Annotated in this window: 23 protein-coding genes and 1 tRNA gene; 9 read left to right on the top strand and 15 right to left on the bottom strand. The window is 62.7% G+C overall.

All coding sequences use genetic code 11. The annotated features are described in order from the left end of the window. Positions 1 to 12: 12 nt before the first annotated feature. The 8 genes from SO180_RS06750 to SO180_RS06715 form a co-directional block, all read right to left on the bottom strand. A complete protein-coding gene (locus SO180_RS06750) occupies positions 13 to 1,125 on the bottom strand; it encodes an ABC transporter ATP-binding protein (RefSeq protein ID WP_449378039.1) in 1,113 nt (370 codons plus the stop codon). Between the two features lie 4 nt (positions 1,126 to 1,129). Continuing rightward, positions 1,130 to 2,077, bottom strand: a complete 948-nt coding sequence (locus tag SO180_RS06745; RefSeq protein WP_449378038.1) for a carbohydrate ABC transporter permease — start codon at positions 2,075 to 2,077, stop codon at positions 1,130 to 1,132. Next, positions 2,074 to 3,021, bottom strand: a complete 948-nt coding sequence (locus tag SO180_RS06740; protein WP_449378130.1) for a carbohydrate ABC transporter permease — start codon at positions 3,019 to 3,021, stop codon at positions 2,074 to 2,076. Before SO180_RS06740 ends, SO180_RS06745 begins: the two co-directional genes overlap by 4 nt. 141 nt (positions 3,022 to 3,162) lie before the next feature. Then, the gene (locus SO180_RS06735; protein WP_449378037.1) at positions 3,163 to 4,428 is read right to left on the bottom strand and encodes an ABC transporter substrate-binding protein; all 1,266 of its coding nucleotides are present in this window, start codon (positions 4,426 to 4,428) and stop codon (positions 3,163 to 3,165) included. 152 nt (positions 4,429 to 4,580) lie between these two features. Further along, the gene (locus SO180_RS06730; protein WP_449378036.1) at positions 4,581 to 5,354 is read right to left on the bottom strand and encodes an enoyl-CoA hydratase/isomerase family protein; all 774 of its coding nucleotides are present in this window, start codon (positions 5,352 to 5,354) and stop codon (positions 4,581 to 4,583) included. Continuing rightward, entirely contained in the window at positions 5,351 to 6,940 is a 1,590-nt protein-coding gene (locus tag SO180_RS06725) for an acyl CoA:acetate/3-ketoacid CoA transferase (RefSeq protein WP_449378035.1), read from the bottom strand. The genes SO180_RS06730 and SO180_RS06725 overlap by 4 nt, the downstream gene beginning before the upstream one ends. A gap of 8 nt (positions 6,941 to 6,948) precedes the next feature. Beyond that, positions 6,949 to 7,944: a Gfo/Idh/MocA family protein gene (locus SO180_RS06720; protein WP_449378129.1), complete on the bottom strand. Its 996-nt coding sequence runs from the start codon at positions 7,942 to 7,944 to the stop codon at positions 6,949 to 6,951. A 5-nt stretch (positions 7,945 to 7,949) separates the two neighbouring features. Next, entirely contained in the window at positions 7,950 to 8,996 is a 1,047-nt protein-coding gene (locus SO180_RS06715; protein WP_449378034.1) for a LacI family DNA-binding transcriptional regulator, read from the bottom strand. 179 nt (positions 8,997 to 9,175) lie between these two features. Here SO180_RS06715 and SO180_RS06710 point away from each other — a divergent pair, with 179 nt between their 5' ends. Continuing rightward, positions 9,176 to 9,949, top strand: a complete 774-nt coding sequence (locus SO180_RS06710) for a 3-ketoacyl-ACP reductase (protein WP_449378033.1) — start codon at positions 9,176 to 9,178, stop codon at positions 9,947 to 9,949. A gap of 122 nt (positions 9,950 to 10,071) precedes the next feature. Here the strand turns inward: SO180_RS06710 and rhaI are convergent, their stop codons facing one another. Both rhaI and SO180_RS06700 read right to left on the bottom strand, forming a co-directional pair. Then, the gene (rhaI, locus tag SO180_RS06705) at positions 10,072 to 11,370 is read right to left on the bottom strand and encodes an L-rhamnose catabolism isomerase (protein WP_449378032.1); all 1,299 of its coding nucleotides are present in this window, start codon (positions 11,368 to 11,370) and stop codon (positions 10,072 to 10,074) included. After that, positions 11,367 to 13,463: a bifunctional rhamnulose-1-phosphate aldolase/short-chain dehydrogenase gene (locus SO180_RS06700; RefSeq protein WP_449378031.1), complete on the bottom strand. Its 2,097-nt coding sequence runs from the start codon at positions 13,461 to 13,463 to the stop codon at positions 11,367 to 11,369. The genes rhaI and SO180_RS06700 overlap by 4 nt, the downstream gene beginning before the upstream one ends. 184 nt (positions 13,464 to 13,647) lie before the next feature. On the opposite strand from SO180_RS06700, the gene SO180_RS06695 reads away from it, so the two are divergent. From SO180_RS06695 to SO180_RS06670, 6 genes are all read left to right on the top strand, one after another. Further along, positions 13,648 to 14,460 carry a DeoR/GlpR family DNA-binding transcription regulator gene (locus SO180_RS06695; protein WP_449378030.1) on the top strand — a complete coding sequence of 271 codons (813 nt, stop codon included), beginning with the start codon at positions 13,648 to 13,650 and terminating at the stop codon, positions 14,458 to 14,460. Positions 14,461 to 14,462: 2 nt separating this feature from the next. Further along, complete coding sequence (locus tag SO180_RS06690; protein ID WP_449378029.1) at positions 14,463 to 16,004, top strand: sugar ABC transporter ATP-binding protein; 1,542 nt, start codon at positions 14,463 to 14,465, stop codon at positions 16,002 to 16,004. After that, positions 16,001 to 16,987, top strand: a complete 987-nt coding sequence (locus SO180_RS06685; protein ID WP_449378028.1) for an ABC transporter permease — start codon at positions 16,001 to 16,003, stop codon at positions 16,985 to 16,987. The genes SO180_RS06690 and SO180_RS06685 overlap by 4 nt, the downstream gene beginning before the upstream one ends. Then, positions 16,984 to 17,976, top strand: coding sequence for an ABC transporter permease (locus SO180_RS06680; RefSeq protein WP_449378027.1), 993 nt, complete (start codon positions 16,984 to 16,986; stop codon positions 17,974 to 17,976). Before SO180_RS06685 ends, SO180_RS06680 begins: the two co-directional genes overlap by 4 nt. 50 nt (positions 17,977 to 18,026) lie before the next feature. Further along, positions 18,027 to 19,142: an autoinducer 2 ABC transporter substrate-binding protein gene (locus tag SO180_RS06675; protein WP_449378026.1), complete on the top strand. Its 1,116-nt coding sequence runs from the start codon at positions 18,027 to 18,029 to the stop codon at positions 19,140 to 19,142. Positions 19,143 to 19,259: 117 nt separating this feature from the next. Then, positions 19,260 to 20,627: an FGGY-family carbohydrate kinase gene (locus SO180_RS06670; RefSeq protein ID WP_449378025.1), complete on the top strand. Its 1,368-nt coding sequence runs from the start codon at positions 19,260 to 19,262 to the stop codon at positions 20,625 to 20,627. Positions 20,628 to 20,722: 95 nt separating this feature from the next. On the opposite strand, the gene SO180_RS06665 is transcribed toward SO180_RS06670, so the two are convergent. After that, entirely contained in the window at positions 20,723 to 21,613 is an 891-nt protein-coding gene (locus SO180_RS06665) for a LysR substrate-binding domain-containing protein (protein ID WP_449378024.1), read from the bottom strand. Between the two features lie 118 nt (positions 21,614 to 21,731). Here SO180_RS06665 and SO180_RS06660 point away from each other — a divergent pair, with 118 nt between their 5' ends. Beyond that, positions 21,732 to 22,604 (top strand): PhzF family phenazine biosynthesis protein, encoded by an 873-nt coding sequence (locus SO180_RS06660; RefSeq protein WP_449378023.1) that lies wholly within the window; start codon positions 21,732 to 21,734, stop codon positions 22,602 to 22,604. An 88-nt stretch (positions 22,605 to 22,692) separates the two neighbouring features. On the opposite strand, the gene SO180_RS06655 is transcribed toward SO180_RS06660, so the two are convergent. From SO180_RS06655 to SO180_RS06645, 3 genes are all read right to left on the bottom strand, one after another. Beyond that, positions 22,693 to 22,769: transfer RNA gene (locus SO180_RS06655), tRNA-Arg, on the bottom strand. A gap of 134 nt (positions 22,770 to 22,903) precedes the next feature. Continuing rightward, the gene (locus SO180_RS06650) at positions 22,904 to 23,395 is read right to left on the bottom strand and encodes a hypothetical protein (RefSeq protein ID WP_449378022.1); all 492 of its coding nucleotides are present in this window, start codon (positions 23,393 to 23,395) and stop codon (positions 22,904 to 22,906) included. 163 nt (positions 23,396 to 23,558) lie between these two features. Then, on the bottom strand, positions 23,559 to 23,963 hold the full coding sequence (locus SO180_RS06645) for a hypothetical protein (protein ID WP_449378021.1): 405 nt from the start codon (positions 23,961 to 23,963) through the stop codon (positions 23,559 to 23,561). Positions 23,964 to 24,287: 324 nt separating this feature from the next. On the opposite strand from SO180_RS06645, the gene SO180_RS06640 reads away from it, so the two are divergent. After that, entirely contained in the window at positions 24,288 to 24,671 is a 384-nt protein-coding gene (locus tag SO180_RS06640; protein ID WP_449378020.1) for a VOC family protein, read from the top strand. A gap of 69 nt (positions 24,672 to 24,740) precedes the next feature. Here the strand turns inward: SO180_RS06640 and SO180_RS06635 are convergent, their stop codons facing one another. Then, a complete protein-coding gene (locus tag SO180_RS06635; RefSeq protein WP_449378019.1) occupies positions 24,741 to 25,256 on the bottom strand; it encodes a hypothetical protein in 516 nt (171 codons plus the stop codon). Positions 25,257 to 25,281: the final 25 nt, after the last annotated feature.

The following is a 25,281-nucleotide window of genomic DNA, read 5'->3' as shown; positions in this document are numbered from 1 at the left end:
CGCAGCGCTCGATCAGATGCGGCGTGTCGTCTCTGGATCGAACAGCACCGCCTTGTCGAGGTTGAACGCGAAGGTGTGCTGTTGTCCGAGCCGGACGTCGGCATCGGCTCGCATGCGAGCGGTCACCTCCTTGCCCGCGACCCGGATGACGACATAGGTATCCGATCCGGCAGGTTCGATGATCTCCACACCTGCATCGAACCGGACCACCGATCTGGCGTTGCGGTCCATGCTTTCGTCATCGTTCACGGCCTCGGGACGAATGCCGAAGATCACCTTGGCACCGTCCTTGAGCGCGGTAGCATCCGCGCTCGCCGGTACCGGCAGCATGATCGATGAGCCATCCTTGCGCGCGAGCGCGATACGCTGCTGGCCATCCGCCTGGGTAACGGTACCCTCCAGCAAGTTCATCGCCGGCGACCCCATGAAGTCCGCGACAAACATGTTGGCGGGACGATTATAGATCTCACTCGGGCTTCCCACCTGCTGCAATTCGCCATTCTTCAATACGGCGATCTTGGTCGCCAGCGTCATGGCCTCGATCTGGTCGTGCGTGACATAAACGATCGTCGTACCGGTCGTCTGATGCAGACGCTTGATCTCGACCCGCATGTCGACGCGCAGCTTGGCATCGAGGTTCGACAACGGCTCGTCGAACAGAAAGACACTGGGGCGTCTGACGAGCGCCCGTCCCATGGCGACGCGCTGTCTCTGTCCGCCGGAAAGCTGGCTCGGCCGGCGCGACAGGAGATGTTCGATCTGCAAGGTCTTGGCGACCCCGGCCACCGCCTTGTCGCGCTCCGCTCGGGGAACACCGCGCATCTCCATGCCGAACCCGATGTTCTCGGCGACCGACATGTTCGGGTAGAGCGCATAGGACTGGAACACCATTGCGATGTCCCGCTTTGACGGGTGCAGGTTATTGACGACGGCACCGCCGATGCGGATTTCGCCCGAGGAGATCCCCTCAAGGCCTGCAATGGTGTTGAGCAGAGTCGATTTACCGCAGCCTGACGGACCGACCAGCACCAGAAAGCCGCCCTTCTCGAGCGTGATGTCGATCCCCTTCAGAACCTCGATCGTCCCGAAGCGTTTGCGAAGCGAGCTGATCTCGAGCGTGGCCATCTCTTCATCCCTTTACGGCGCCAGCCATCAGGCCGCGGACAAAATATCGACCGGCAATGACATAGACGAGCAGCGTCGGCGCGGCGGCGATGATCGCGGCCGCCATGTTGACGTTGTATTCGACCACACCCGTCGAGGTGTTGACGAGATTGTTGAGCGCAACCGTCATCGGTGCGGTATCGCCGGCCGCAAAGGTTGAGCCGAACAGGAAATCGTTCCAGATATTGGTGAATTGATAGATCACGGTGACGATGATGATCGGCGTGGAGTTCGGCAGCAGGATCCGGCGGAAGATCTGGAAGAAGCTCGCACCATCGATCATCGCGGCCTTGATGAGTTCGGACGGAAACGCCGCGTAATAGTTGCGGAAGAACAGGGTGGTGAATCCGAGGCCATAGATGACGTGCACGATCACCAGATTGACCGTCGCGTTGCCGAGACCGAACGACCAGCCGGTCAGGTCAGCCAGTTCGACCCCGATGCGGCCGAGCATACCGAGGATCACGGCCATCGGGATGATGACCGACTGGAAGGGGATGAAGCAGGCGAACAGCATCATGCCGAACACGAGCTTGTGGCCGGGAAAGCTCCACTTGGTCAGGACGTAGCCGTTCAATGCGCCGAGCAGAGTCGAGATCAGAACTGCCGGAACGACCATCTTCACCGAGTTGAAGAAATAGCCACTGATCCCGCGCGTCTCCGACACCCCGATGCGTGCCTCGCCCCATGCCATGGACCAGGGCGCGAACGTCAGGTGCCGCGGGAGAGCGAACATGTTGCCGCCGGTGACCTCATCCAACGGCTTGAGCGACGTCATCACCATGACCAGGAGCGGCACGAGATAAACGAGCGCGAACAGAAACAACAGGCCATAGATGACGATCCGTGTCGTCCGAGAATGACCCGGACCACGGCGCGCCGGCGCTGACGTGATCAGATCCGCGGCGCTCATCGGTTCTGCTCCCTGGTTTCGGAGTAGATGTAGGGCACCATGATCGCCGCGATCGTCATCAGCATGATCACCGCGCTGGCCGATCCAACCGCCATCTGGTTGCGAGTGAACGTATAGGAGTACATGAATGTTGACGGCAGCTCCGCCGCCCCGCCGGGGTTCTTGCCGGTCACCGACAGCACGAGGTCATAGGATTTGATCGCCATATGGGCCAGAACGATCAGGGCCGAGAAGAAGACCGGGCGTATGATCGGAATGACGATGCGGCGGTAGGTCTGGTAGGTCGAGGCGCCGTCGATCTGTGCCGCCTTGAGGATTTCGCCATCAACACCGCGCAGTCCCGCAAGAAACATCGCCATGACGAAACCCGAGCTCTGCCAGATGCCGGCGATCGCGACGCAATAGATCATCATCTTCGGATCGACCACCCAATCGAAATGGAAGCTGGTCCATCCCCAATCGTGCAAGGCGTTTTCCAGGCCGATACGCGGATCGAGAAACAATTTCCAGGCCGTGCCGGTCACGATGAATGACAGCGCCAGCGGATAGAGATAGATCGGCCGCAAAATGCCTTCGCCGCGAATCTTCTGATCGAGCAGGATCGCCAGCAACAGGCCGAGAAACAGGCAGAAAAAGATGTAGAGGCCGCCGAACAGACCCATGTTGACGAGGGCGGTGTACCAGTTCGACGGCGGGTCGGTCTCGAAGGTCCAGTTCCACAGCCGCACGTAGTTGGTAAAGCCGATCAGGTTTGTGGTCGGAAACGCCTTCGAACTCGTGAACGACAGAAACAGGGTCCAGAGATTGAAGCCGTAGACGAAGACCAGCACGAGCAGGAACGACGGCGCCAGCACAAGCCTTGGCAGCCAGTCCTGAAGCCTTCCGCGCAGAGACGGGCCGAGCTTCCGCCGGGCCATTGCGGTTGCCGCCTCGCGTTCGGTCATCGCGGTCATGATGATCCTCCGAAAGCCACACCCCGCCGCCGCGACGAGCCCTGACGGCGACGCAGGCGCAGCGATGACTTCGATTTCAATAGCCTCTCCCGTTTACAGAGCAGAGCAAACGGGAGAGGAGCCGCTGCGCCACTACTTGGCGGCGTTGATTGCCTTCACCAGCTCAGTTACGGCGATATCCGACGTCTTGATGCCGCCATGCATGAACTTCGTCACGACATCGTAGTACGCCGTGGCGATGGCTGGCGGCTGGGCGTAGTTCTGGGCGAGCGAGCCGAAGAACGTTCCCTTCGCGTTGGCCGCCTTGACGTCCGCGATGCCCTTCTTTCCGCAGATGTCGAAGGCCGCATCCGAAACATCCAGTCTCGCCGGCACGGAGCCCTTGATGACGTTGAACGCCGACTGGACTTCGGGGCTTATCGTCACCTCTGCGAGTGCAAGCTGCGCCGCCTGGCGGTCCGCCGGGACCTTGAAGAAGGCGAACATGTCGGAGTTATAGAACACCGATCCGTCCGTCCCCGGGAAGCGGTAGCACAGGAAATCCTTGCCGGCTTCCTTGTGGGCTGCTGCGAACTCCCCCTTGGCCCAGTCCCCCATCACCTGCACGAGCGCATCGCCCTTGATCACCATCGCGGTGGCCAGATTCCAGTCGCGACCAGTGTAGTTCGGGTCGACATAGTCGCGCAGCTTGGCGAGGTTGTCGAAAGCCTTCTTCATCGTGTCCGACTTGAGCGCGCTCTCGTCGAGATCCACGAACGCCTTCTTGTAGAACTCGGTGCCACCGGTCGACGCGACGATCGAATCGAACATCGTCGCTTCCTGCCAGGGCTGGCCGCCAAGCGCGAGCGGAACGACGCCGGCTTTTTTCGCCTTGTCGAGCAGTGCGACGAATTCGTCGAAGTTCTTGGGCTCCGTGCCGCCAATTTTCTCCATGACGGCCTTGTTCAGCCAGATCCAGTTGACGGAGTGGATGTTGACAGGAACGGCGCCCCATTTGCCGTTGGTCTTGGCGAACTTCTGCAGCGCCGCCGGGATGAGCTTGTCCCAGCCCTCCTTGTCGGCAAGCTTGGAGATATCGGCAAGCGAACCTTGCTCGGCGTACTCGAGCGCGTAGTAGCCAAGGATCTGCGATGCCGTCGGCGGATTGCCCGCGGCGACATTGGCCTTCAGTGTGGTCATCGCCGCGCCACCGCCGCCGCCAGCAACCGGCACGTCCTTCCAGGCGTATCCCTGCTTGGCGACGGCCTGCTTAATGACGTCGAGCGCGGCCGCTTCGCCACCTGACGTCCACCAATGCAGCATCTGCACTTCCTTGATGTCCGCCGCGTGCGCCAGCGTCCCATAGCTGATGGTGACGGCAGCCAAAGCCGTCGAGATCAGAAATGCGCGGAACTTCATACGCGTGTCCCTTCCCTTTTTTGGTCGTTTCCTGCCGGAAGCGGTCCGGCACCGTTTCGAGAGGCCGGTTCGGCTCTTGAATATCATTATCGTTGTCGTCTGCGGTTGCCGCCGAACCCATAAGAAGCGGCCCGCCTTCCGAAGCTCCTTTCCTAGTGTCCAACAAAACGAGGGGCGCGCTTGCCCCTGAAGGCGGCAACGCCCTCGGCGAGATCATCGGTCGTGGCGGTGAGCGCGCCAGCAAGCCCTTCGATGGGGGCGTCACTGTCCTCCCCTTCGGCCGCATTAATCATGGCCTTGACGATCTGCACGGCAAGTGGGCCGCGCGCGGCAACGTCAGACGCCAGGCTTTCGGCGCGTGTCAGTGCTTGGCCATCGTCGGTCACTTCGTCGACCAGACCGAGCTCGCAACCTTCTTCGGCGGTGAACAGACGTCCCGTGAGTGCCATGCGGCGCACGACGGAGGCGCCGAAGCGGCGAACCAGTCGCTGCGTTCCCGACCAGCCAGGCGCCATGCCCAGTCCCGTCTCCGGAAGCCCGAGCTTGATGCCGCGCTCGGCGATACGTATGTCCGCCACCGCGGCGAGTTCCAGTCCACCGCCGAATGCGTGGCCGGTGAGCGCCGCAATGAGCGGCACGCGCAGGCGCGCCAGCGCCTCGAACGCGCGATGGCCCGCACGCGTCCAATCGCGCCACATGTCGAGCGCCGGCAAGCCGCCCCAGGCTGCAATATCGCCGCCGGCGCAAAATGCCTTGCCTTCGCCGAACAGGATCGCCACGCGGGTCTCGCGCGAGGCCTCGATGGCCCGCGCCGCCTCGCCGAGCGCCTCGATCATGTCGCGATCAAGCGCATTGAGCTTATCGGGGCGCTTGAGGCCGAGACGGGCGATCGATCCCTGGAAGGTCAATTCGACAAACGGGCTCAAGCTGCCCTCCGCAATTCGAGGCCAATCGGTTCGGGACGGAACAGCACGGCCGGCATCAACTTGAGATTGCCCGCCACTCGCAGTGGGAATTCCGATTGTGCAAGCACGTCACGCTGCAAGTCAACACCGGGCGCGATCTCGACGACTGTGACGCCTTCGGGCTCGAGCCTCAAGACGCAACGTTCGGTGACGTAGACGATCTCCTGCCCCTGCGCGACCGCCTGCCTGCCCGAAAACGACACCTGCTCGACCTCGTTGACGAGCTTTTTGACTTTCCCTTCCCTGGCAATCCGCAACGAGCCATCGGCGATCTCGAGGCCTGCGCCCGCGGTGAAGTAGCCGGAGAACACGATCCGCTTGGCCCGCGCCGTGATGTCGACAAAGCCGCCAGCCCCGGCCGTCACATGGGGACGGAGGCCGAGCTTGGAAACGTTGACCGAGCCTGAGCGGTCGATCTGCAGAAACGAGAGCAGCGACATGTCGAAGCCGCCACCCTGGAAATAGGTGAATTGATGTGGCGACTGGACGATCGCCTCGGCATTCGACGCACAGCCGAACTGAAAATCGAGCAGCGGAACACCGCCGATGGCGCCCTGCTCGATCACCCAGGTGACCGCACCGTGCCGGCCTTCCTCGATCAGAATACGCGGGACGTTGGCCGAAATGCCGAACCCGATGTTGACGGCGTCGCCGTCGCGAAGCTCCATCGCGACGCGACGTGCGATGGCTTTGCCGACGTCGAATTTTGGCGTCTCGAACGAGGCGATTGGCCGAAAGATCTCACCGGAAATCGCGGGCTCATACGGCGTGTTCGTGGTCTGGAGTTGGTCCGGAGCCACGACGATCACATCGACGAGCACGCCTGGCACGACCACGTCATGAGGACGCAAGGTGCCGGCAGCCGCAAGGCGCTTGACCTGTGCGATCACGAGGCCGCCATTGTTGCGCACGCTCAGCGCCTGGTCGAGCGGCCCGAGAATGCCGCCCTCGTGCTCGTACGAAAGATTGCCGCGTTCGTCCGCAGTGGTGGCGCGAATGATCGCGACCTGCGGAATGATGCTCGGGAAGAACAGCCAGTCCTCGCCGGCGAAGTTCACCCGACTGACGATCGGCTCGGAAGCAGCCTTGCCGTTCATTGCGCAGCCTTCACGCGCTGGGTCGACGAAGGTGTCCATGCCGACCTTGGTCAGCACGCCCGGGCGCTTTGCAGCGGCTTCGCGGTGCATGTCGAACAGGATTCCCGACGGCACATTGTAGGCGGGAATGCTGTTCCCCGAGATCATCTCCCAGATCGCGGGGGGAGCGGCCGAGGAAGGGCCGGACGGATAAGAGCCGGCCAGGACCTTCTTGAGGCATCCAGGCTTGGCGATGTGATCGATGCCTTTGACGCCCCACATGTCGCCAGCAGCGATCGGATGCAGCGTCGTCAGGTTGCGCGGGTGGCCGTCGGCTTCAAATCTTGCGCCGATGGCGGCGAGCACCGCATCCGGGCAGCCCAGCCCGGATGACGAAGAGACCGTCACGACGGCACCGTCGGGTATCAGATGGGCCGCCTCAGAAGCGCTCAAGACCTTCGTTCGTGCCATAGTCCGCCTCAGGTCGCCAGATCGATGGGCGTCTCGTGCCCCGTTCGTGCAGCCTCACGCGTCGACAGCGCGAGGCTCAGAGACTTGATTCCATCCTCGCCCGTTGCAGAGGGTGCCCCACGGCCCGCGACCGCATCGCCGAAGAGGCGCACCGCCCGCAGATAGAGATTCTCGTGCGCGACCGTGAGCTGCCTCTCGCCGTCTTTGGTCCGCAGCAGGACCTCGCCTTTCGGCTGCTGGGTCATACAGTCGATCCCGATCAGCGACCCCTCTTCGCCGTGGACCTCGAAGCCGGTCACCGCGTATCTGGTCGTGAAGGCGTCGTGGAACTGGGCAATCAGCCCGCTTTCAAAGCGGACGACCCCCATGACGCCGTCTTCGAGACCTGCCTGGCCCATACCACCCCGCGAGGTCATCGCGGTCACGGCAACAGGCTCCTCGTCGAGCACGAAACGCATGGTGTCGGCATCATGAACGGTGATGTCGAGCACCACGCCGCCACCCGACCCCGGCCGCTCGATCCGCCAGCCCTGCAGATGCGGCGGCAGGTAGACCGAATGAAACACGCGGGCAAACAGCGGCTTGCCGATGTGGCCGGCCTTGATCGCGGCATGAATTGCGCGATGGGTGGCCGCATTGCGCAAATGATGGTTCGTCCCCATTTGCACGCCCGCCGCCTTGCAGGCCGCAACCATCCGCTTGGCATCCGCCAAATTCAGTGCGAGCGGCTTCTCACACAGAACGTGTTTTCCGGCCGCAGCTGCGGCCAGCGTTTGCGAGCAATGATGCTCGTTCGTTGTCGAGATATAGACCGCATCGATACCGCTTCCGAGCAACGCCTCGAGATCCGTCGTTGCGGTCGCGATTCCATTCTCGCCGGCAAAGCGCTGCGCGCGCTCCGGATCGCTGCTCATCACGGCTACCACCTCGCCATTCCCCCCGCGGATGGCCTCGATCACCCACTCGCGCGCGATCGTACTTGCACCGATCAATCCCCAACGCAGGCCACTCAAGATGCGATCCTCCGTTTGAATGTCGCTCCACAACTCTCCCGAACGACCAAGCGCGCTTCGCCGACATAGCTCTCGAGACGACGCTCGCCCTCGTTGATCTGCCTCAGCAACATCTGCGCTGCGCGTTCTCCGAGACTGCCGGCATCGACCGAGACGGTGGTCAGAGCGGGAGAGACATGACGGGCCTCGGCGGTGTCATCGAAACCGACGACGGCAACATCGCGCCCGACGGTCAACCCCTGTCGTGCGATCGCCAACATCGCGCCGATGGCCACGACGTCGTTGAAGCAAACCACCGCCGTCGGTCGCCTCTCCGACGACAACAGGCGCTTCATTGCGTCGAAGCCGCCATCCTTCGTTGGCATGCTCTCAATGATCCGCGCGGGCTCGACGGCAAGTCGCGCCTGCTCCATGGCGCCGGCAAATCCGGCGACACGGTCCTGGAAGACGACCATCCGGCCGACACCGCCAACGAAAGCGACATCGCGATGGCCGAGCTCGATGAGATGTTCGGTCGCCCGCGTTGCACCAGCCAGATTGTCGGAAACCACCAGCGAGGCCCGGGCTCCGATGATCCGCCGGATCGCGAGCACGATGGGCAAACGCGCCTCGAGCCGCGAGATCTCCGCCACATCGGTATCGAGCGCCGGACTAAGGATCAGGCCGGCGGCGCCATGCTCCCGCATTGAGCGCACCACCTCGGCCTGCCGGACGACGCTCTCGGCAGTATTGGCGATGAACGGAACAAACCCGGAGTTTTGCAGGGCTCGCTCGATGCCAATGGCAAGCTCGGCAAAAAACGGGTTCGACAGATCATTGATCACCATTCCGACGATGTCGGCCCTCGCGCGGCGCAAGCTCGCAGCACCACGGTTGTAGACATAGCCGAGAGCGTCCATCACGCCTGCCACGCGCTGGCGCGTCTCCTCTTTGACGAGAGGACTCCTCTTGAGCACAAGCGACACCGTCGACTTCGACACCCCCGCCGACTTGGCAATGTCGAGGATCGTCACCGCACGAGATTTGCGCCCCGCACGCGCCATGCCCTTCGCGAGCCTCCCTGAATTTGGAACGTTCCAAATACTCCTATTCTTCTTGACGCGCAAGGCTCGAAATTGCGGCTACTGCGGAATTTTGACCTCAAACGTCAGACGCTTCATATTATAGAACGTTCCAAATAGTGCCCGTTCGCTTCGGCGCGAGCGCATGGAAGGAAACCGATATGGATGATCAGCGACGACCTAGCGCTTTGGTGACGGGAGCGGGACGCGGCATCGGCCGCGCAATCGCGCTCGCTCTATCGAGAGCCGGCTTCTCGATCATCGTGAATGATCTTCCTGGCTCGGAAGATCTCGACGAGACGCTGGCAGCCATCCGCGAAGCAGGCGGGGATGCAAAGGCCATCAGCCTGGATATTTCGCGGGTCGAGCAGCACCATCAATTCGTGGACGACGCCTGGAATGCCTTTGGCGGCATCGACTGCCTCGTCAACAATGCTGGTGTATCCGTCAGCGTGCGCGATGATCTCCTGAAGATGACACCGGAGAGCTACGACCGCATCATGAATATCAACCTGCGCGGCCCCTTCTTCCTGACTCAGGAGGTCGCGCGGCGGATGATCGGCGCGCAATCGCAGCACTTTCGCAGCATCATCACGATCTCGTCGATCAATGCCGAGTTCGCCTCGATTGACCGCGGAGAGTACTGCGTCTCCAAGACGGGACTGTCCATGATGGCCCGACTTTTCGCGATCCGGCTTGCCGATCACGGCATCGGGTCCTACGAGCTTCGGCCAGGGATCATCCGAACGCAAATGACTGCCGTCGCCAAGGATAAGTACGACCGGCTCATTGGCGAGGGTCTCACGCCTATCAAGCGCTGGGGTGAACCCGAGGATATCGGAAAAGCCGTCGCCACCTTGGCGATAGGCCAACTCGGCTATTCGACGGGAGATGTCATCCACGTCGATGGCGGCCTGGCGCTGCGGAAGCTCTGACGGCGGATGGAGGCCTATCGCCTAAAGCGCGATGAGATTGGGACGCATCGTCATCGCGCTTTAGGTTATTGCTTGAGCATGATCCTTTCGGAAAACCGCTTCACACTTTTCCGGATCATGCTCTACACAATCCCCGCCGACGTTCCGGCGATGGCGGGACGCTCCCTCGCCTTTTGCGCGCGATAACCGGATGCGCGATAGGCCGCGATCGGCGCGATCGCACCGCCGGCGCGCAGGCGGGCAATGGCGAGCAGTGGCGAGACGTCGGTCGTGAAGGCGCGCTTCAATTCGAGATGTGCGCCGAGCGCGTCATTGGACTCTTGCGCCGCTTCGAGTGCTGCGCGATCGACGATGAGCGCCTGCGCATAGGCGCGCTGCAGCTCGATCGCCGATTGCATCAGGCTCTCGATCGGATCGGTCACGTTATGCGACTGGTCGATCATATAAGCTGGCGCAAAGCCTTCCGCCTTGCGACGCTCGGCGTCGATCAGCTCGTTGAAGACGAGAAACAGCCGGAACGGCTCGACCGAGCCGCTGTCGAGATCGTCGTCACCATATTTTGAATCGTTGAAATGGAAGCCTGCGAGCTTGCCGAAGCGAACGAGCCGGGCGACGATCTGCTCGATATTCACGTTCGGCGCATGATGGCCGAGATCGACGAGGCAATACGCCTTGGGCCCGAGCTCCTGCGCAACGGCAAAACTCGAACCCCAATCCGAGATCACGGTCGAGTAGAACGCCGGCTCGTAGAGCTTGTGCTCGAGGAACACCCGCCAATCAGCAGGGAGTGCGGCGACGATCTCGCGCATCGCGTCGATATAGCGGTCGAGCGCCTTGGTCAGATTCGATTGGCCGGCAAAGTTCGAGCCGTCGGCGATCCAGACGGTCAGCGCATTCGAGCCAAGCTTGCGGCCGATCTCGATGCACTCGATATTGTGCGCGATCGCCTGAGCGCGCACGCGCGCATCGGTATGCGACAACGAACCGAACTTGTACGAAAGCTCCTGCCCCGCCTGATCCTGGAACGTGTTGGAATTGACCGCGTCGAAGGCAAGGCCATGCGTCGCGGCTTTTTCGCGCAAGGCTGCATAGTCGTCGACCTTGTCCCACGGAATGTGCGGCGAGATCGCAGGGGTTGCCCGCGCCAGTTGCTGGATTACGGCGCAATCGTCGATCTTCTCGAAGACATTGCGCGGCTCACCTGGCCCCGGAAAGCGGGCAAATCGCGTCCCCCCCGTGCCGACGCCCCAGGTCGGAATGGCGACGCCGAAGGCCATGACCTTCTGGACCAAGGCGTCCGCGTCGATCCCGTGCCGCGCCAGTGTGCGCTTCAGGGCATCGAAGTCTTCAGTGGTTGCGTCTTCGAGCCGCGCGTTCTGCTTGGCGACGAAATCCGCGCTGATCGAGAACGGCGTGCTCATCGCGTGAAGGCCTGGGCGTTGCCGGCATCGACATTAAGAATGTTGCCGGTCGATTTGGCCGAAAGGTCGGACGCGAAGAAGTAGACACCCTCCGCAATATCCTCGGGGAAAACCGACAGTTTGAGCATCGAGCGCTGGCGATAGACTTCCTCGAGTTGATCTTCGGTGACCTTGTTGGACGCCGCACGCTGCTGACGCCACTCGCCTTCCCAGATCTTCGAGCCGCGCAGCACCGCATCCGGATTGACCGTGTTGACGCGAATGCCATGCGCCGCGCCTTCCAGCGCCAGGCAGCGGGCGAGATGGATCTCCGACGCCTTGGCTGCGCAATAGGCCGAAGCGCCCGCCGAAGCGGCAAGGCCGTTCTTCGAGGCGACGAAGATGATGGCGCCACCAATGTTCTGACGCTGCATCAGCCGGAACGCCTCGCGCGAGACAAGGAAATAGCCAGTGGCGAGAATGTCCATGTTCTTCTGCCACAGTCCAAGACTCGTGTCCTCCACCGGCGAGGCCGAGGCAATCCCCGCGTTCGAGACGACGATGTCGACACCGCCAAATGCGCGCGCGGCCTGTTCGAACGAAGCGACCACTGCTGCCTCGTCAGTCACGTCGAGCTTCACGCCGATCGCCGCGTCGCGGCCATGGCGTTTCGTGATCGCCGCAACGCGCTCGTTCAGCGCCTTCTCGTCGATATCGGCAATGACGAGGCAAGCGCCTTCATCGAGCAACCGCTGCGCGGTCGCTCCGCCAATGCCGCCGGCACCGCCGGTCACATAGGCGATCCGCCCGGCAAGCGATTTCGGCTTGGGCATGCGCTGGAGCTTGGCCTCCTCCAGCAGCCAATATTCGATGTTGAAGGCCTCCTGCTCGGCAAGGCCGACATAGGCACTGACGCCCGAGGCGCCACGCATGACGTTGATTGCGTTGACATAGAATTCGGCCGCAACGCGCGCCGTCGCCTTGTCCTTGGCAAACGTGAACATGCCGATTCCCGGAGCGAGATACACGACCGCGTTGGGATCGCGCATGGCCGGTGTGTCAGGATGTTTGCAGCGCTCGTAATAGGCCGCGTAGTCGCGCCGGTACGCGGCGAGGACGTCGTCGAGGCCAGCGATCACCTCGTCGAGATTGTCGCGCACGGGATCGTAGGGCAGCAGCAATGGCCGGATCTTGGTACGAAGAAAGTGATCCGGACAGGAGGTGCCGAGCGGCGCCAACTTCGTCAGCGCGCTGGCGTTGACAAACTCCAGCACCTCCGGGGCATCGGTGAAATGGCCGATCTTGCGCTCGTCGGAGGAGATCTTACCGCGGATCAGCGGCATCAGCCTGGCCGCAATCGCGCGGCGCTTCTCCGGCAAAGCTGTTTCGACCTTGGCACCGCCGAAAGCCGGCTTCTGTTCATGCAACGCAAGCCAATCAGCGGCCTGCTGAATCACGCGCAAGGTCATCTCGTAACAGGCTTTCGACGTCTCGGCCCAGGTGAAGAGCCCGTGGCCGCCGAGAACCACCCCGACATAGTCGGGATGGCGCGTGGCCATCTCGCCGAGTTTCAGGCCGAGATCGAACCCGGGCCGCTGCCACGGCAGGAATCCGAGCTTGCCGCCGAAAACCTCGCGGGTCAGACGCTCAGCGTCGACTGAGGCGGCAATGGCGATGACCGCGTCGGCGTGGACGTGATCGACATGACGGTGCGGCACGAAGGCGTGCAGGGGCGTATCGATCGAAGTCGCGCGCGGATTGAGATCGAAGGTGCAGTGATTGAACAAGGCGACCATCTCGTCCTCATGGGCGAGGCCGCGATAGAGGCCTTTCAGGCTCTCGAGCTTGTCGAGGTACAGCGTTGAAAAGCCGTCCCGCTTCATCGAGCCGAGGTCGCCGCCAGACCCTTTGACCCAGAGCACGCGTGTAGTCTCGCGCGTCAGTGGATCCTTCATCTCGATCTTGGCTGAGGTGTTGCCGCCGCCGAAATTGGTGATGCGCAGATCGGCCCCGAGCAGGTTCGAGCGGTACAGCAACTGACCTGCCTCATCGAGCCCGGCGGCGAGCGCGTCGTCCCAGAGATTTGGCAGGGGCGTGGCCGCGACCTCGCTCATTAGGCATTCTCCCTGTGCTTGATCTCTGGGCAGCTTAGGCCACGGATTCAATCAAGGTCAATCACCGACACTCAGCAGTGCGACGCAATATGATTGATGCGGCGCGATATTGAGCGAATTTGACGGTTTGCAGTTGACCACTCGTCGAGAGCGTGACCTATTTACGGGCAAAAGGGAGGGCGACGTGCACGAGCGGGAACGCTGGCAGGTCATCAAGGCACTCTTGCGTGAGCGGTCGCTGGTGCGCATCGCCGACGCTTGTCGCGCGACCGGCGTCTCCGAAGCCTCGATACGGCGCGATTTCGCCAGGCTTGCCGAGCAAGGTGTCGCGATAAGGGTGCACGGCGGACTCGAAGCCCTGCCGGAAACCGCCAACGCACCGGGCGACGTCCTCTCCCTTGCCACCCGCTCCTTCGACGTCAGCCAGACGCTCAACATCGACGCCAAGCGCGCCATTGCGAAAGCGGCAGTCGCCCTCTGCACCGACGGCGAGACGATCATCATCAATGGCGGCACGACGACGTACCAGATGGGCGAGTATTTGCGCGAGCGCCGTCTGAAGGTGTTGACCAATTCCTATCTGCTCGCCGACGCGCTGATCCACACGTCGAAATGCCGCGTCGCCTTGCCGGGTGGCGAGGTCTATCGTGAGCAGGGAATGATCGTCTCGCCTTTTGAAGAGGATGCGATCCAGCACTATTCGGCGACGCGGATGTTCATGAGCGCAATCTCGATCGGACCGCTCGGCGTGATCGAGGGCGATCCCCTGCTCGCCCGCGCCGAATCCAAACTGCTGAAGCGTGCCGACAAGCTGATCGTGCTGGCCGATTCCTCGAAGTTCGTCTCGCGCGGCAGCCTTGTCGTCTGCCCGCTCTCGCGCATCGATATGCTGATCACCGATTCCGATGCGCCGAGCGACGCACTCGACATGCTGCGCGCACATGGTGTCCGCGTCGTTGTCGTCGATGCGGGCGCTCAAACCATTGCGGCGGCGTGACCATGACAACGGACGCGCACAGTCATCCTCCTGCGGCGCCGCTTCTGTCGGTGCGCGCGGTCGAGAAATCCTTTCCAGGCGTGCGGGCGCTGTCCGGCGTCTCGTTCGACGCTGCCAAAGGCGAAGTCCACGCCTTGCTCGGCGAGAACGGCGCCGGCAAGTCGACGCTGATCAAGATCGTTTCGGGCGTGTTCCCGCCCGATCGCGGCGAGGTTCTCGTGGACGGCAAGCCGGTCGATCTCGCACGGCCGGACGATGCCCGGCGCGCCGGCATCGCCACGATCTATCAGGAGCTGCTGCTGTTTCCGGAGCTCACCGTCGCCGAGAACATCTTCATGGGGCATGCGCCGCGCGCAGGCCTCCGCCGGATCGACTGGCGGGCGATGCGGGAGAAGACAAATGCGCTGCTCGCCTCGCTCGAGATTCATGACCTGCAGGCAGACCGCATCGTCGGCTCGCTCAGCGTCGGCAATCGTCAGCGCGTCGAGATCCTGCGCGCGCTGTCGCAGGACGCGCGCATACTGATCATGGACGAGCCGACCGCGGCTCTGACCGAGTACGACGTGACGCGGCTGTTCGACATTGTGCGCAAGCTGAAAGCCCGCGGTGTCGCCGTGATCTATATCAGCCATCGGCTCGACGAGATTTTCGCGATCGCCGATCGTGTCACGGTGCTGCGCGATGGCGCCCATGTCGCTACCAAGCGCGTTGCCGACACGGACGCGGCCGAACTCGTGCAATTGATGGTCGGCCGCAGGATCGAAAGCCTGTTCCCGAAGATCACGGTTCCAATCGGCAAGCCGGTGCTGGAGGTGAAGAACCTCGAACGACGGCCACTGACGAGGAACGTCTCGCTCACGGTGCGCGCCGGCGAGATCGTCGGCGTTGCCGGCCTCGTCGGCTCGGGTCGCAGCGAGCTGGCGCAAACCATTTTCGGCGTCACGCCGGCCGATAACGGCGAAATCCGGATCGCCGGACACAAGGTCGACATCCGCTCGCCGGCACAGGCACGGTCTTTGGGCGTCGCCTATGTTCCCGAAGATCGCGGCACGCAGGGCCTGGTGCGGCCGATGACGGTGCGCGAGAACTTCAGCCTCGCCGCGCTTGGCAAGATCGCATTCGGCGGCTTCATCGATCGCGGCGCCGAACGAAAGCTCGCCGGCGACGGCGTCAAGCGCTTTGCGGTCAAGACGAGCTCGCTCGAGCAGACCGCCGGCAAGCTCTCCGGCGGCAATCAGCAGAAGATCGTGCTCGGCAAATGGCTCGCCAATGGGCCGAAGCTGTTGATCCTCGACGAGCCGACGCGCGGCATCGATGTGGGCGCCAAGGCCGAGATCCATCGGCTGATGGGCGAGCTTGCGGCCCAGGGGCTCGCCATCCTGATGATCTCGAGCGAGCTGCCAGAAGTGCTCGGCATGAGCGACCGCATCCTCGTGATGCGCGAAGGCCGTATCGTTGCCGAATTCTCGCGCGAAGAAGCAACCCAGGAGTCGATCGGCGCAGCGATGATGGGCAGTCATGACAACGCGGAGGAAGCGGCATGACGACCGTGACCTTGGCCGGCGCCGAGGCTGATCCGCGGCGGCGGCTGAAGGTGCTTGCCTCGCAGGAGGCTTTGCTCGCGATCGCAGTGATCGGACTCGCCATCGCCGTCGGCCTTTACAATCCGCGCTTTCTGGCGGCGCGCAATCTTTCCGACGTGCTGCTCGGCAACGCCTATATCGCAGTCGCGGCAGTCGGCATGTCGATGGTGATCGTTTCCGGCAACATAGATATTTCCGTTGGCGCGCTGATCGGCGTCCTGGCGACGATCAGCGGCACTCTGGCCGTGAACGGCGCGCCGATCGTGGTCGCCTGGCTCGCGGCGCTCGTTGCCGGCGTCCTCGTGATGGCCTTGCAGGGCGCCATCATCGCCTATCTGCGCATTCCGGCGATCGTGGTTACGCTCGGCATGCTGTCGATCCTCAAAGGCGGTCTGATCAGCGTCACCGGCGGCAAATGGATCACCGACCTGCCCGACAGCTTCCATCTCGCCGATATCGAGCTCTTCGGCGTGCTGCCGTTTCCGGTTTTTCTCATGATTTTGGTGACGATCCTGGCCGCCTTGTGGATGCGCTATTCGGCCTCGGGCCGCGCCATCTACGCGGTCGGCGGCAACGCCGAAGCGGCGCGGCTCTGCGGCATTTCGCAGCCGCGCACGATCGTGATGGTCTTCGCGTTGCACGGCTTCTTCGCCGGAGCGGCCGCCCTGCTCTACGCGACGCAGCTGCGCGTCATCCAGTCGACTGTGCCGCCCAATCTCGAGCTGACGATCATCACCGCGTCGGTCGTCGGAGGCGTCAGCATTCTCGGCGGCGTCGGCACGGTTATCGGCTCGACGCTTGCGGCCGTACTGATCGCGGAGATCGCCAGTGCGCTGGTCTTCATCGACGTCTCGCCCTACTGGATCCGCGCGGTCCAGGGCGTGCTCATCCTCGTGACCGTGATCGCCGACATTCTGCGGCGCCGTCGCATGGCCGGAGCATGAGCGCCATGAGCGAAATCCCACTTCCCCAGGCCGCCAAGCGTGTCGTGCCCTGGTGGCTGCTGCGCCACGAGACCATGCTCGCAGTGATCCTGCTCATTGCGCTGATCGTGCTCGGCGGCTTGAACAGTCGTTTCCTCACGCTCGACAATCTGCTCAATCAAGGCAGGCTGACCACCGAGGTCGGGCTGATCGCGCTGCCGATGACCTTCATCATCATCACCGGCGGCATCGATCTCTCGGTCGGCTCGATCGTCGGGCTGTGCGCGATCCTGCTCGGCTATTCCTGGAAGATTTTCGGCTTTCCCTTGCCGTTGGCGATCTGCTTCTCGCTACTCGTCGGCGCCGCGGCAGGTTTCCTCAATGGGATCGTCATCACTAGGGTGAAGGTACCGCCACTGATCATGACGATCGCGACGCTCGCGCTCTATCGCGGGCTCGCCGAAGGGATCAGCCAGGCGCGTTCGGTGCGCGGCTACCCGGAATGGTTCTACTTCATCGGACAGGAAAACCTGTTCGGCGTGCCGGCGCAGCTCTGGCTCTTGCTGATTGCGATCGTGGTCTCGGCGATCGTTCTTGACCGCACCACCTTCGGCCGGACGCTCTATGCGATCGGCAACAACGAGACCGCCGCGCGCTTTTCCGGTTTGCCGGTCGATCGCGTCAAGCTGATCATCTACACGCTATCGGGCTTCATGGCCGGCCTTTCCGCCTGTGTTCTCGTCTCGCGCGTGACCACGACCCGCTCGGACATGGGGATCGGCTATGAGCTCGACGTGATCGCGGCGGTGGTGCTCGGTGGCACCAGCATATTCGGCGGCATCGGCACGATCTGGGGCACGGTGGTTGGCCTCGCAATGATCCAGCTCTTGAAAAACGGACTGGCTCTGACCGGTGTCAAGGGCGACGCGACGATCGTGGTCATCGGCGCGGTGCTCATCCTTTCAACTCTTGTGGCGAGTTCGCTCCAGCGGCGCCGCGACGGCGTTTGATGGAGTGTCTGACCGCGAAAACAGCGGCTTAAACATGGGAGGACAACAAGATGAAGCTCGGATTAGCCTTTGCATTCCTCAGCGCGACGCTGCTGGCCGGAACGGCCTCGGCGGCGGACAAGAGATGGGACGGCGCGGACGACCTGCCGGTCAATCCGCTTGCCTGTTCTGCCGGCGAGGCGAACGCCGCGCCCGCGGCCAAGCCTTATGACGGCGGCCGGCCAACCAATGCGGCCGACAAAGCCGGCAAGCCGATCACGCTGGTTGACGTGCCGAAGCTGATCGGCATCGGTTATTTCAACGCGACCTCGAAAGGCATGCAGGACGCAGCCAAGGCGCTCGGCAATGTCACGGTGAAGACCGACGGCCCGACCGAGGCCAAGATCGACGAGCAGATCAAGTTCATCGACAATTACATCACCAGCGGCGTCGACGGCATTCTCTTCGCCGCCAACGATCCGGTGGCCATCGCGCCGGTCCTGAAGAAGGCTCTGTCGAAGGGCATCCATGTCGTCGGCTATGACGCCAATTCGACGCCGGACGCGCGCGAATGGTTCGTCAATCAGGCCGAGTTCAACGGCATCGCCAAGGCGATGATGGACTCGATGGCCAAGGAGGCCGGCGACGACAAGAGCTTCGCAATCGTCACCTCGACCTTCACGACGCCGAACCAGGCGCGCTGGATCGCCGAAATGTGGGCCTATGCTCAGAAGTGTCATCCCAAGCTGAAATGGCTGGAAACGGTCGAGGCGCAGGAGGACAATAACCTGTCCTTCAACCAGGCGACGACGCTGATCAACAAGCATGGCGACAAGCTGGCTGGCCTGTTCGGCATGACCTCGGTCGCGACACCCGCTTCGGCGGAAGCCGTGACCAAGGCCAAGCTCTGCGGCAAGGTGGCGGTGGTCGGCCTTGCCACCCCGAATGCGATGAAGCCGTATGTCAACGCGGACTGCGTCAAGTCGGTCGTGCTGTGGAATCCGGTCGATCTCGGCTATGCCGCGACCTACGTGATGCGCGCGGTCGTCGACGGCACCCTGAAGCCCGGCGCGACCTCGGTGGACGCAGGCAAGCTCGGCAAGCTGAACGTGGTCAATGGCAGCGAGATCCTGCTTGGCTCGCCCTTCATCTTCACGAAGCAGAACGTCAAGGACTTCGATTTCTGATCTGGACTCGTCGCCCGGCCGCAGAACGCGGTCGGGCGACGCCCTTTTGGTTTTCGCGTCGTGGCCATGACAAACCAGCCGTGACACTCATGACGTCGCCTGTTGAGATGTAGCTTAATGATGGGCCAGACGGTCGCAGTGCTCGACATCGGCAAGACAAATGTAAAGCTTGCCTTGTTCGACGACGGCCGACTTCTCTGGGAAAAGTCGGCGCCCAACCGCATTCGACCAGGCCCGCCCTATCCGCACGAAGACGTTGAGAGCGCGTGGAGCTTCTTCCTCGATGCGCTTGATGAGGCCGCACGCACGCATCAGATCAGCGCCATCGTTCCGACCGCGCATGGCGCAGCCGGGGCTTTGATCGGCGAGAGCGAGCTCGCCGCTCCGGTCATGGACTACGAATTCACGGGCGTAGAAGTGATCGAGCCCGACTATGCCAGTTTGCGGCCACCCTTTTCGGAGAGCCTGTCGCCGAAGCTGCCAGCGGGCCTCAATCTCGGTCGGCAGCTCGCCTATCAGAAGTGGCGCTGTCCGGACCTCTTTGCCAAAGGGAGATATTTCGTCGGCTATCCGCAATATTGGACCTGGCGCCTGAGCGGCGTCGCTGTCTCTGAAGTCACGACACTCGGTGCCCATACGGATCTCTGGGCGCCGCGGCAGGGACAAGTCTCGAGCCTCGTCAAAGCGCTCGGCGTCGACCACTTGCTGCCACCCCTGCGCCGCGCCTTTGATCCGCTCGGTCCGATCAAAGCCGAAATCGCCGCCGCATGCGGGCTGGCGCCGGAAACGCCAGTGTTTTGCGGTATCCACGATTCCAACGCTTCACTTCTGCCCTACCTCGTCTCGCGCCAGGCGCCGTTCACCGTGTTGTCGACCGGCACCTGGGTGATCCTGATGAGCGTGGGCCTTGCTCTCGATCAGCTCGATCCTCGCGACGACACGCTCGCCAACGTCGGCGCGCTGGGCCAACCGATCGCCTGCGGGCGCTTTATGGGCGGACGCGAATACGCCGTCGTCGCGGGCGGCAGCGGCAATCCTGATCGTGACGCGATCGCGCGCGTCATCGCCTCGGGGGCGATTGCCCTACCCTGCTTCTCCGGCCACGGCGGACCTTATGCGGCGACCAAAGGCCTGATCCGCGGCGAAGTCGCAACGCGCGATCGGACCGCGCTTGCGACGCTCTATTGTGCCCTGGTCAGCGATCTGATGCTGACGCGCATGGGAGCGAACAGCGGCGATCTCATCGTCGAGGGGGCCTTCGCCGGCAATCTTCCTTTCTGTCAGACTCTCGGCGCGTTGCGACCGACCCAGCGCGTCTTTGCCGCGGAAGACGCCGCGGGCACGGCCCGCGGTGCCGCAATGCTTGCGCATTGGCCGCCTTCCTACCCCATCGCGGCGCCAATGCCCGTCCCCGCAACTCCGATTTCCGGCCTTGACGCATATCGTGACGTTTGGACGGCGCAGATCAGCCTGATCGGTCGCTGACCGCATCGGCGGCGATGTGAGGTTATGGCTCCGCGATTCCTTGATCGTGCTATGCGATCACAGAACCGGTAGTGGCTGCGCGTTTGAGTGGGATGCTATCCTGTCGCGAGACCAGCTTGGAACCATGTCCGAAGCGCTGCGATGTCGGGGCGCTGCTCCAATCCCATTGCGCATGAAAAATGGTAGGTGTCGCCAGACAAGGTCTGCGCGAACGGCGCCTCCAGCAGGCCCGCTGCAAGAGCATCGGCGATCAGGAGCCGGCTGACTATGACGACGCCGTGGCCGGCAATCGCGGCCTGAACCGCCAGCATGCTATCGGAGAAACGGGGACCTGCATCGGTATCCACCTCCGTGACACGCGCCTGTGCGCACCAGCGGGACCAGTCCGGCGTTAGTGCCGGTCGGGTTCGCCCGTCGATATGGATCAGTGTCGAGCCTCGCAGATCGTCCAGGCGCGATATGCCGAGATGTGGGCTACACACGGGCGTGAACACGTCGACGCAAAGGGGCACGCTGATGGCACCGGGAAATGGCCCGCTCCCATAACGTATGGCTGCTTCGATACCTCCCGGCCGCAGTTCCTCGACGGCATTGGACGTATGCAGCCTGAGATTGATCTCCGGAACTGCCTGCCGCAGTGAATCCAGTCGCGGAATGAGCCAGTGGCTCAGGAATGCCGTTGTGGATGAAAGGGTGACGATCGTTCGTTCAGTGTCCGCCCGCAGCCGCGAGATGGTTCTCTCGATCTCGCCGAAACCGGTCGCGGTAGCCTCGTAGAGAGCTTGGCCCGGCCGGGTCAGCGCCACGGCCCTGAGAGTACGGTCCAGAACGCGAAAGCCCAGATAGGTTTCGAGTTGCCTGATCTGATGGCTGATGGCCGTGGGCGTCACCAGCAATTCTTCCGCTGCGGCCTTGAAGCTTTTCCGCCGCGCCGCCGCCTCGAAGGCGCGCAGCGACGACAATGGCGGCAGGCGCGAAGCGGCCATGATGAATCTGACTCATCTCTAAGCTGAGGATTTCGATTTTTCTCCTTTAGCACATTGGGATTATGATCCCAAAAAGGAACACGCAAATAAAAATTCTCATCAAGAAAAGAAGGAATCCATGGCTGACCTCGTCGTGGGACTAATCGATGTCTTCGCCGACAGGCCGTTGTCGGGCAATCCGCTTGCCGTGGTGCAAGGGGCCGACGATTTATCGGACGATGCGATGCGACGGATCGCGGGCGAGTTCAATCAGGCCGAAACGACGTTCATCATGCGCAGCATGTGCGCAGACTGGAAGCTACGGTCCTTCACCGCGAGCGGCGCAGAAGTATTCGGCGCTGGGCACAATGCGCTCGGTGCGTGGCTCTGGCTCGGAGAACATGGCGATCTGGGCCCGCTCACCCCCGCGCGGACATTCCGACAGGAGATCGGTTCGGATGTCCTGCCGATCGTCCTTGAATCGATCGATGGCCGTGTCCACGGCCGAATGCGTCAGGCGCCGTTGCGCTTGTCTGATCCACTGGAAGACATCGTACCGCTGGCTGCCGCCCTGCGCCTCGATCGCGGAGATGTCCTTCCTGAGCCGCCACCGCGACCTGCCGACACCGGCGCCGCTCATCTGATGGTGCACGTTCGCAATGCCGGCATTGTGGACAGGGCACGCCCCGATGCCGGTGCGTTGCTCGCTGTTCTGTCAGAAACCTCGGCGGAAGGCTGCTATCTCTACGCTCTCGATCCTGACGCGCCTGGCACAGCCTATGCCCGCTTCTTCAATCCGACGGTGGGACTGTGGGAGGACGCCGCGACGGGAACGGCTGCTGGCCCCCTTGCGGCCTACCTCGCGGCCACGGGGACGTTGCAGGCCAACGATCTGACGATCGAGCAAGGCACAAAAATGGGCCGTCGCAGTATTCTGCGGATCAGGTTGACACCCGAACCGGAACTCTCCGGGACGGGGATCGTCGTCATGCGAGGCGTGCTCGTTCTTTGAAAGCTTCTGCCAGAAACCGCAAAAGCCGCCGTTCCATCGCTCGGTAGGAGGCGATGCCGGGAACTCGACGGCTTTTCGGCCAGCCTACTGGCGCGCTCGGAGAGATTCGAACTCCCGACCCTCGGAATCGAAATCCGATGCTCTATCCAGCTGAGCTACGAGCGCATCCTGCCCGGAACCGGGCGAGTTCCGAGTTCCGTCAGGCTGGGGAGCCCGACAGTTCGGCTGCATTGGGATTAGCAGAGAGGTTAACCGAGCAAAAGCCCCCACCTGCCCGATCCGGGCAGGTTAGAGGACGCTCACCAGGTCGAGTTGAAGAGCCCGAAATGGGGCTGCTGCGCGACGCGCATCGGCCTGCCGAACATCGGCTGCCCATAACCATAGTATGTCGGCTGCCCATAGTAGTAGGGCTGTGGAGACCGCCTGGCGACCTTGCGCTTCGGCTGGACCGGCTTCTTGACCTCACCCCTGGGTTCCGTCGGAATGAACTGGGCGAAGGTCTCGCGGACACGTGCTTTGGCTGACGCGTCGCCGGTTGCCGACTGCGCAGGAGGTTGCGGAGCAACGCTTGCCATGTTCACCGGCGCTGTCGACGCAATCGTCGGCTGGCTGGTATCCAGCACCACACGTTCCGGCAGCTTGCGATCCGAGCGAATCCGGATCAGCGGCGCCTCGTTGCTCGATGTCACGATGCTCGGGCCCACCGGCCCTTCGGGCAACGTAAGATTCACGGCCAGCAGCAGCACAAGCAGTGCGCCGCCGACGAACATAAAATATCGGAGGATGGGCATCTGGCAGCGCTCCACCCGCACAACAGCACACGGGCCCTTCGCCTCAACCGGCGATCCTTTAATTTGTTCCTGTGCCGCCGCTTCGGTTCAACGACAACGCGAACTTTTTTTCGCGGTCGAACGGCACGACAGCAAGGTTTCCCCTATCGCGACAGATGGCCGTTTACACACGTCGCGCAGCGGCCAGCGAGCACTTGGCCTGACTGGCGTTTACGTTAACGAAGCCGATTTGCACATGCGCAAACGTCTTGCGGCTTTTCATGTTCACTGTTTCGGCAAGCACGCGCCTGCGATCGGTGAGATGGCTTCCGTCACGGCGGGCGAAGGTGCAGACAATCTCGACGTCCTTCACCGCATAGTCATTGTCATTTCGCAGCGTGAAGGTGACCAGCGCCCGCGATCCGAGCCCGCCACGGCGCCAGGTTTGCGACGAAATCCGCAGGCGATCGAGTTCGGCCGGCACTGATGCCGGGGTCGCTACAGCCGCCGCTGGCACAGACTGCGCAGGCTCAGGCTCGACGGTTGCCAACTCGATCCCATCGCTCTCATTGCCTTCGGAGGCAGCCATCAGCCCCCACGCGCCGCCGCCGACCAGGACCGCTGCCGCAAACCACAATGGGCTTCTTCGCCTCATCGAAAAAGCCGGCCTCAGCAACGCACCGAGTTTGACGAAACCGTTGAGATCGACGCGATAGAGCCCTGCGAGCATGGATGCGTCACCCGATATGCGACGACGCGCGTCTCGCGCGTGCCGTCCACATGCATAACCCGCAAGGCAGATTTGGGTTCCCGTAGGCACCCGAATCTCGGGTAACAGGGATGCGCGAGTGGCGATCGGCCCGGGGGATCGCTAACATGACCGCAAGCCGCAAAGCCCGACGGGAGGAATGAAATGCCTGTAGTCACCTGGGACCATGTCCATCTGCGCAGCCCCGATCCGGAGGCGACGGCGGCCTGGCTGCGGGACGTGCTGGGTGGCGAAATCGTGCGCGGCCCGGCGCGCATCGATGTCAAGCTCGGCGGCGCCAACATCTTCATTGCACCGCTCGAGCCCGGCAAGCCCATGAACCCGCCCCCGCCCCATCCCCATCAGGGCCTCGACCATTTCGGCGTCGCGGTGAAGGACATCGACGCCGTTGCCGCCGAGATGAAGGCGAAGGGCGTTGAGTTCACGCGCGAACCGACGACGATCCGGCCCGGTGTTCGCATCTGCTTCATTCGCGGCCCCGAGGGTATTTCAGTCGAGCTGCTCGAGCGCGACAAGAAATACACCTGATCCTGCGACGCGCAGCATCGCCCGATCCATCCGGCGCAGCTCCACCGAGCTACGCCGGAGCTGACATCGTCATGTCATGCTGCCCGGCATGAAGCAGCGGATCGTGACGCCCATGTAGCCGTAGATCGGCCATACCATGGTGCGCCCGACCCGGTTCGGCTCCGAAATCACGGCCTCTTCCGGGACATCGACCCACACCAGCTCCTGCTCCTGGCCGTTGATCATGAAGCCATAGCGCGGCACGCGAACACGGTAGTGCCCGTCCTTGCTTTCCCAGTCGGAATCCGAGATTGCCGACCCGTCGGCGTCGGAGCAACACGGCCCCTTGCCGCTGCGCAGGCCGTCAAACCACGCCTTCAATTCGGCATTGGTATTAACGAATTGACCGCGGTCGCGCGCGTGCCCGAAGGGGACCGCAAGCACCTCCAGGAGTATGGCACAACCGAGTTTCGCCGCGCGTCTCCAGCGCGTCGAGCTACCGATCTGCCCACGACTTGTTTCACGACTTGCTTCACAACTGACATTGTCTACACACGCATCGTATAGACGCGGCTCATCGCCGCCGGAATTGATCCAGTTGGTCACGTTCGTCTTGCTCCAGCACCCCGCG

Source organism: Bradyrhizobium sp. UFLA05-112 (assembly GCF_053572325.1).
Note: the sequence above shows the minus strand (reverse complement) of the source record. Positions and strands in the feature narration are given on the sequence as shown.

Bases quoted from the DNA above. Each gene is read 5' to 3' on its own strand.
- SO180_RS06750 (WP_449378039.1), bottom strand. From the start codon at position 1,125: ATGGCCACGCTCGAGATCAGCTCGCTTCGCAAACGCTTCGGGACGATC.
- SO180_RS06745 (WP_449378038.1), bottom strand. From the start codon at position 2,077: ATGAGCGCCGCGGATCTGATCACGTCAGCGCCGGCGCGCCGTGGTCCG.
- SO180_RS06740 (WP_449378130.1), bottom strand. From the start codon at position 3,021: ATGACCGAACGCGAGGCGGCAACCGCAATGGCCCGGCGGAAGCTCGGC.
- SO180_RS06735 (WP_449378037.1), bottom strand. From the start codon at position 4,428: ATGAAGTTCCGCGCATTTCTGATCTCGACGGCTTTGGCTGCCGTCACC.
- SO180_RS06725 (WP_449378035.1), bottom strand. From the start codon at position 6,940: ATGGCACGAACGAAGGTCTTGAGCGCTTCTGAGGCGGCCCATCTGATA.
- SO180_RS06715 (WP_449378034.1), bottom strand. From the start codon at position 8,996: ATGGCGCGTGCGGGGCGCAAATCTCGTGCGGTGACGATCCTCGACATT.
- SO180_RS06710 (WP_449378033.1), top strand. From the start codon at position 9,176: ATGGATGATCAGCGACGACCTAGCGCTTTGGTGACGGGAGCGGGACGC.
- rhaI (WP_449378032.1), bottom strand. From the start codon at position 11,370: ATGAGCACGCCGTTCTCGATCAGCGCGGATTTCGTCGCCAAGCAGAAC.
- SO180_RS06700 (WP_449378031.1), bottom strand. From the start codon at position 13,463: ATGAGCGAGGTCGCGGCCACGCCCCTGCCAAATCTCTGGGACGACGCG.
- SO180_RS06690 (WP_449378029.1), top strand. From the start codon at position 14,463: ATGACAACGGACGCGCACAGTCATCCTCCTGCGGCGCCGCTTCTGTCG.
- SO180_RS06685 (WP_449378028.1), top strand. From the start codon at position 16,001: ATGACGACCGTGACCTTGGCCGGCGCCGAGGCTGATCCGCGGCGGCGG.
- SO180_RS06680 (WP_449378027.1), top strand. From the start codon at position 16,984: ATGAGCGCCATGAGCGAAATCCCACTTCCCCAGGCCGCCAAGCGTGTC.
- SO180_RS06675 (WP_449378026.1), top strand. From the start codon at position 18,027: ATGAAGCTCGGATTAGCCTTTGCATTCCTCAGCGCGACGCTGCTGGCC.
- SO180_RS06670 (WP_449378025.1), top strand. From the start codon at position 19,260: ATGATGGGCCAGACGGTCGCAGTGCTCGACATCGGCAAGACAAATGTA.
- SO180_RS06665 (WP_449378024.1), bottom strand. From the start codon at position 21,613: ATGGCCGCTTCGCGCCTGCCGCCATTGTCGTCGCTGCGCGCCTTCGAG.
- SO180_RS06660 (WP_449378023.1), top strand. From the start codon at position 21,732: ATGGCTGACCTCGTCGTGGGACTAATCGATGTCTTCGCCGACAGGCCG.
- SO180_RS06650 (WP_449378022.1), bottom strand. From the start codon at position 23,395: ATGCCCATCCTCCGATATTTTATGTTCGTCGGCGGCGCACTGCTTGTG.
- SO180_RS06645 (WP_449378021.1), bottom strand. From the start codon at position 23,963: ATGGCTGCCTCCGAAGGCAATGAGAGCGATGGGATCGAGTTGGCAACC.
- SO180_RS06640 (WP_449378020.1), top strand. From the start codon at position 24,288: ATGCCTGTAGTCACCTGGGACCATGTCCATCTGCGCAGCCCCGATCCG.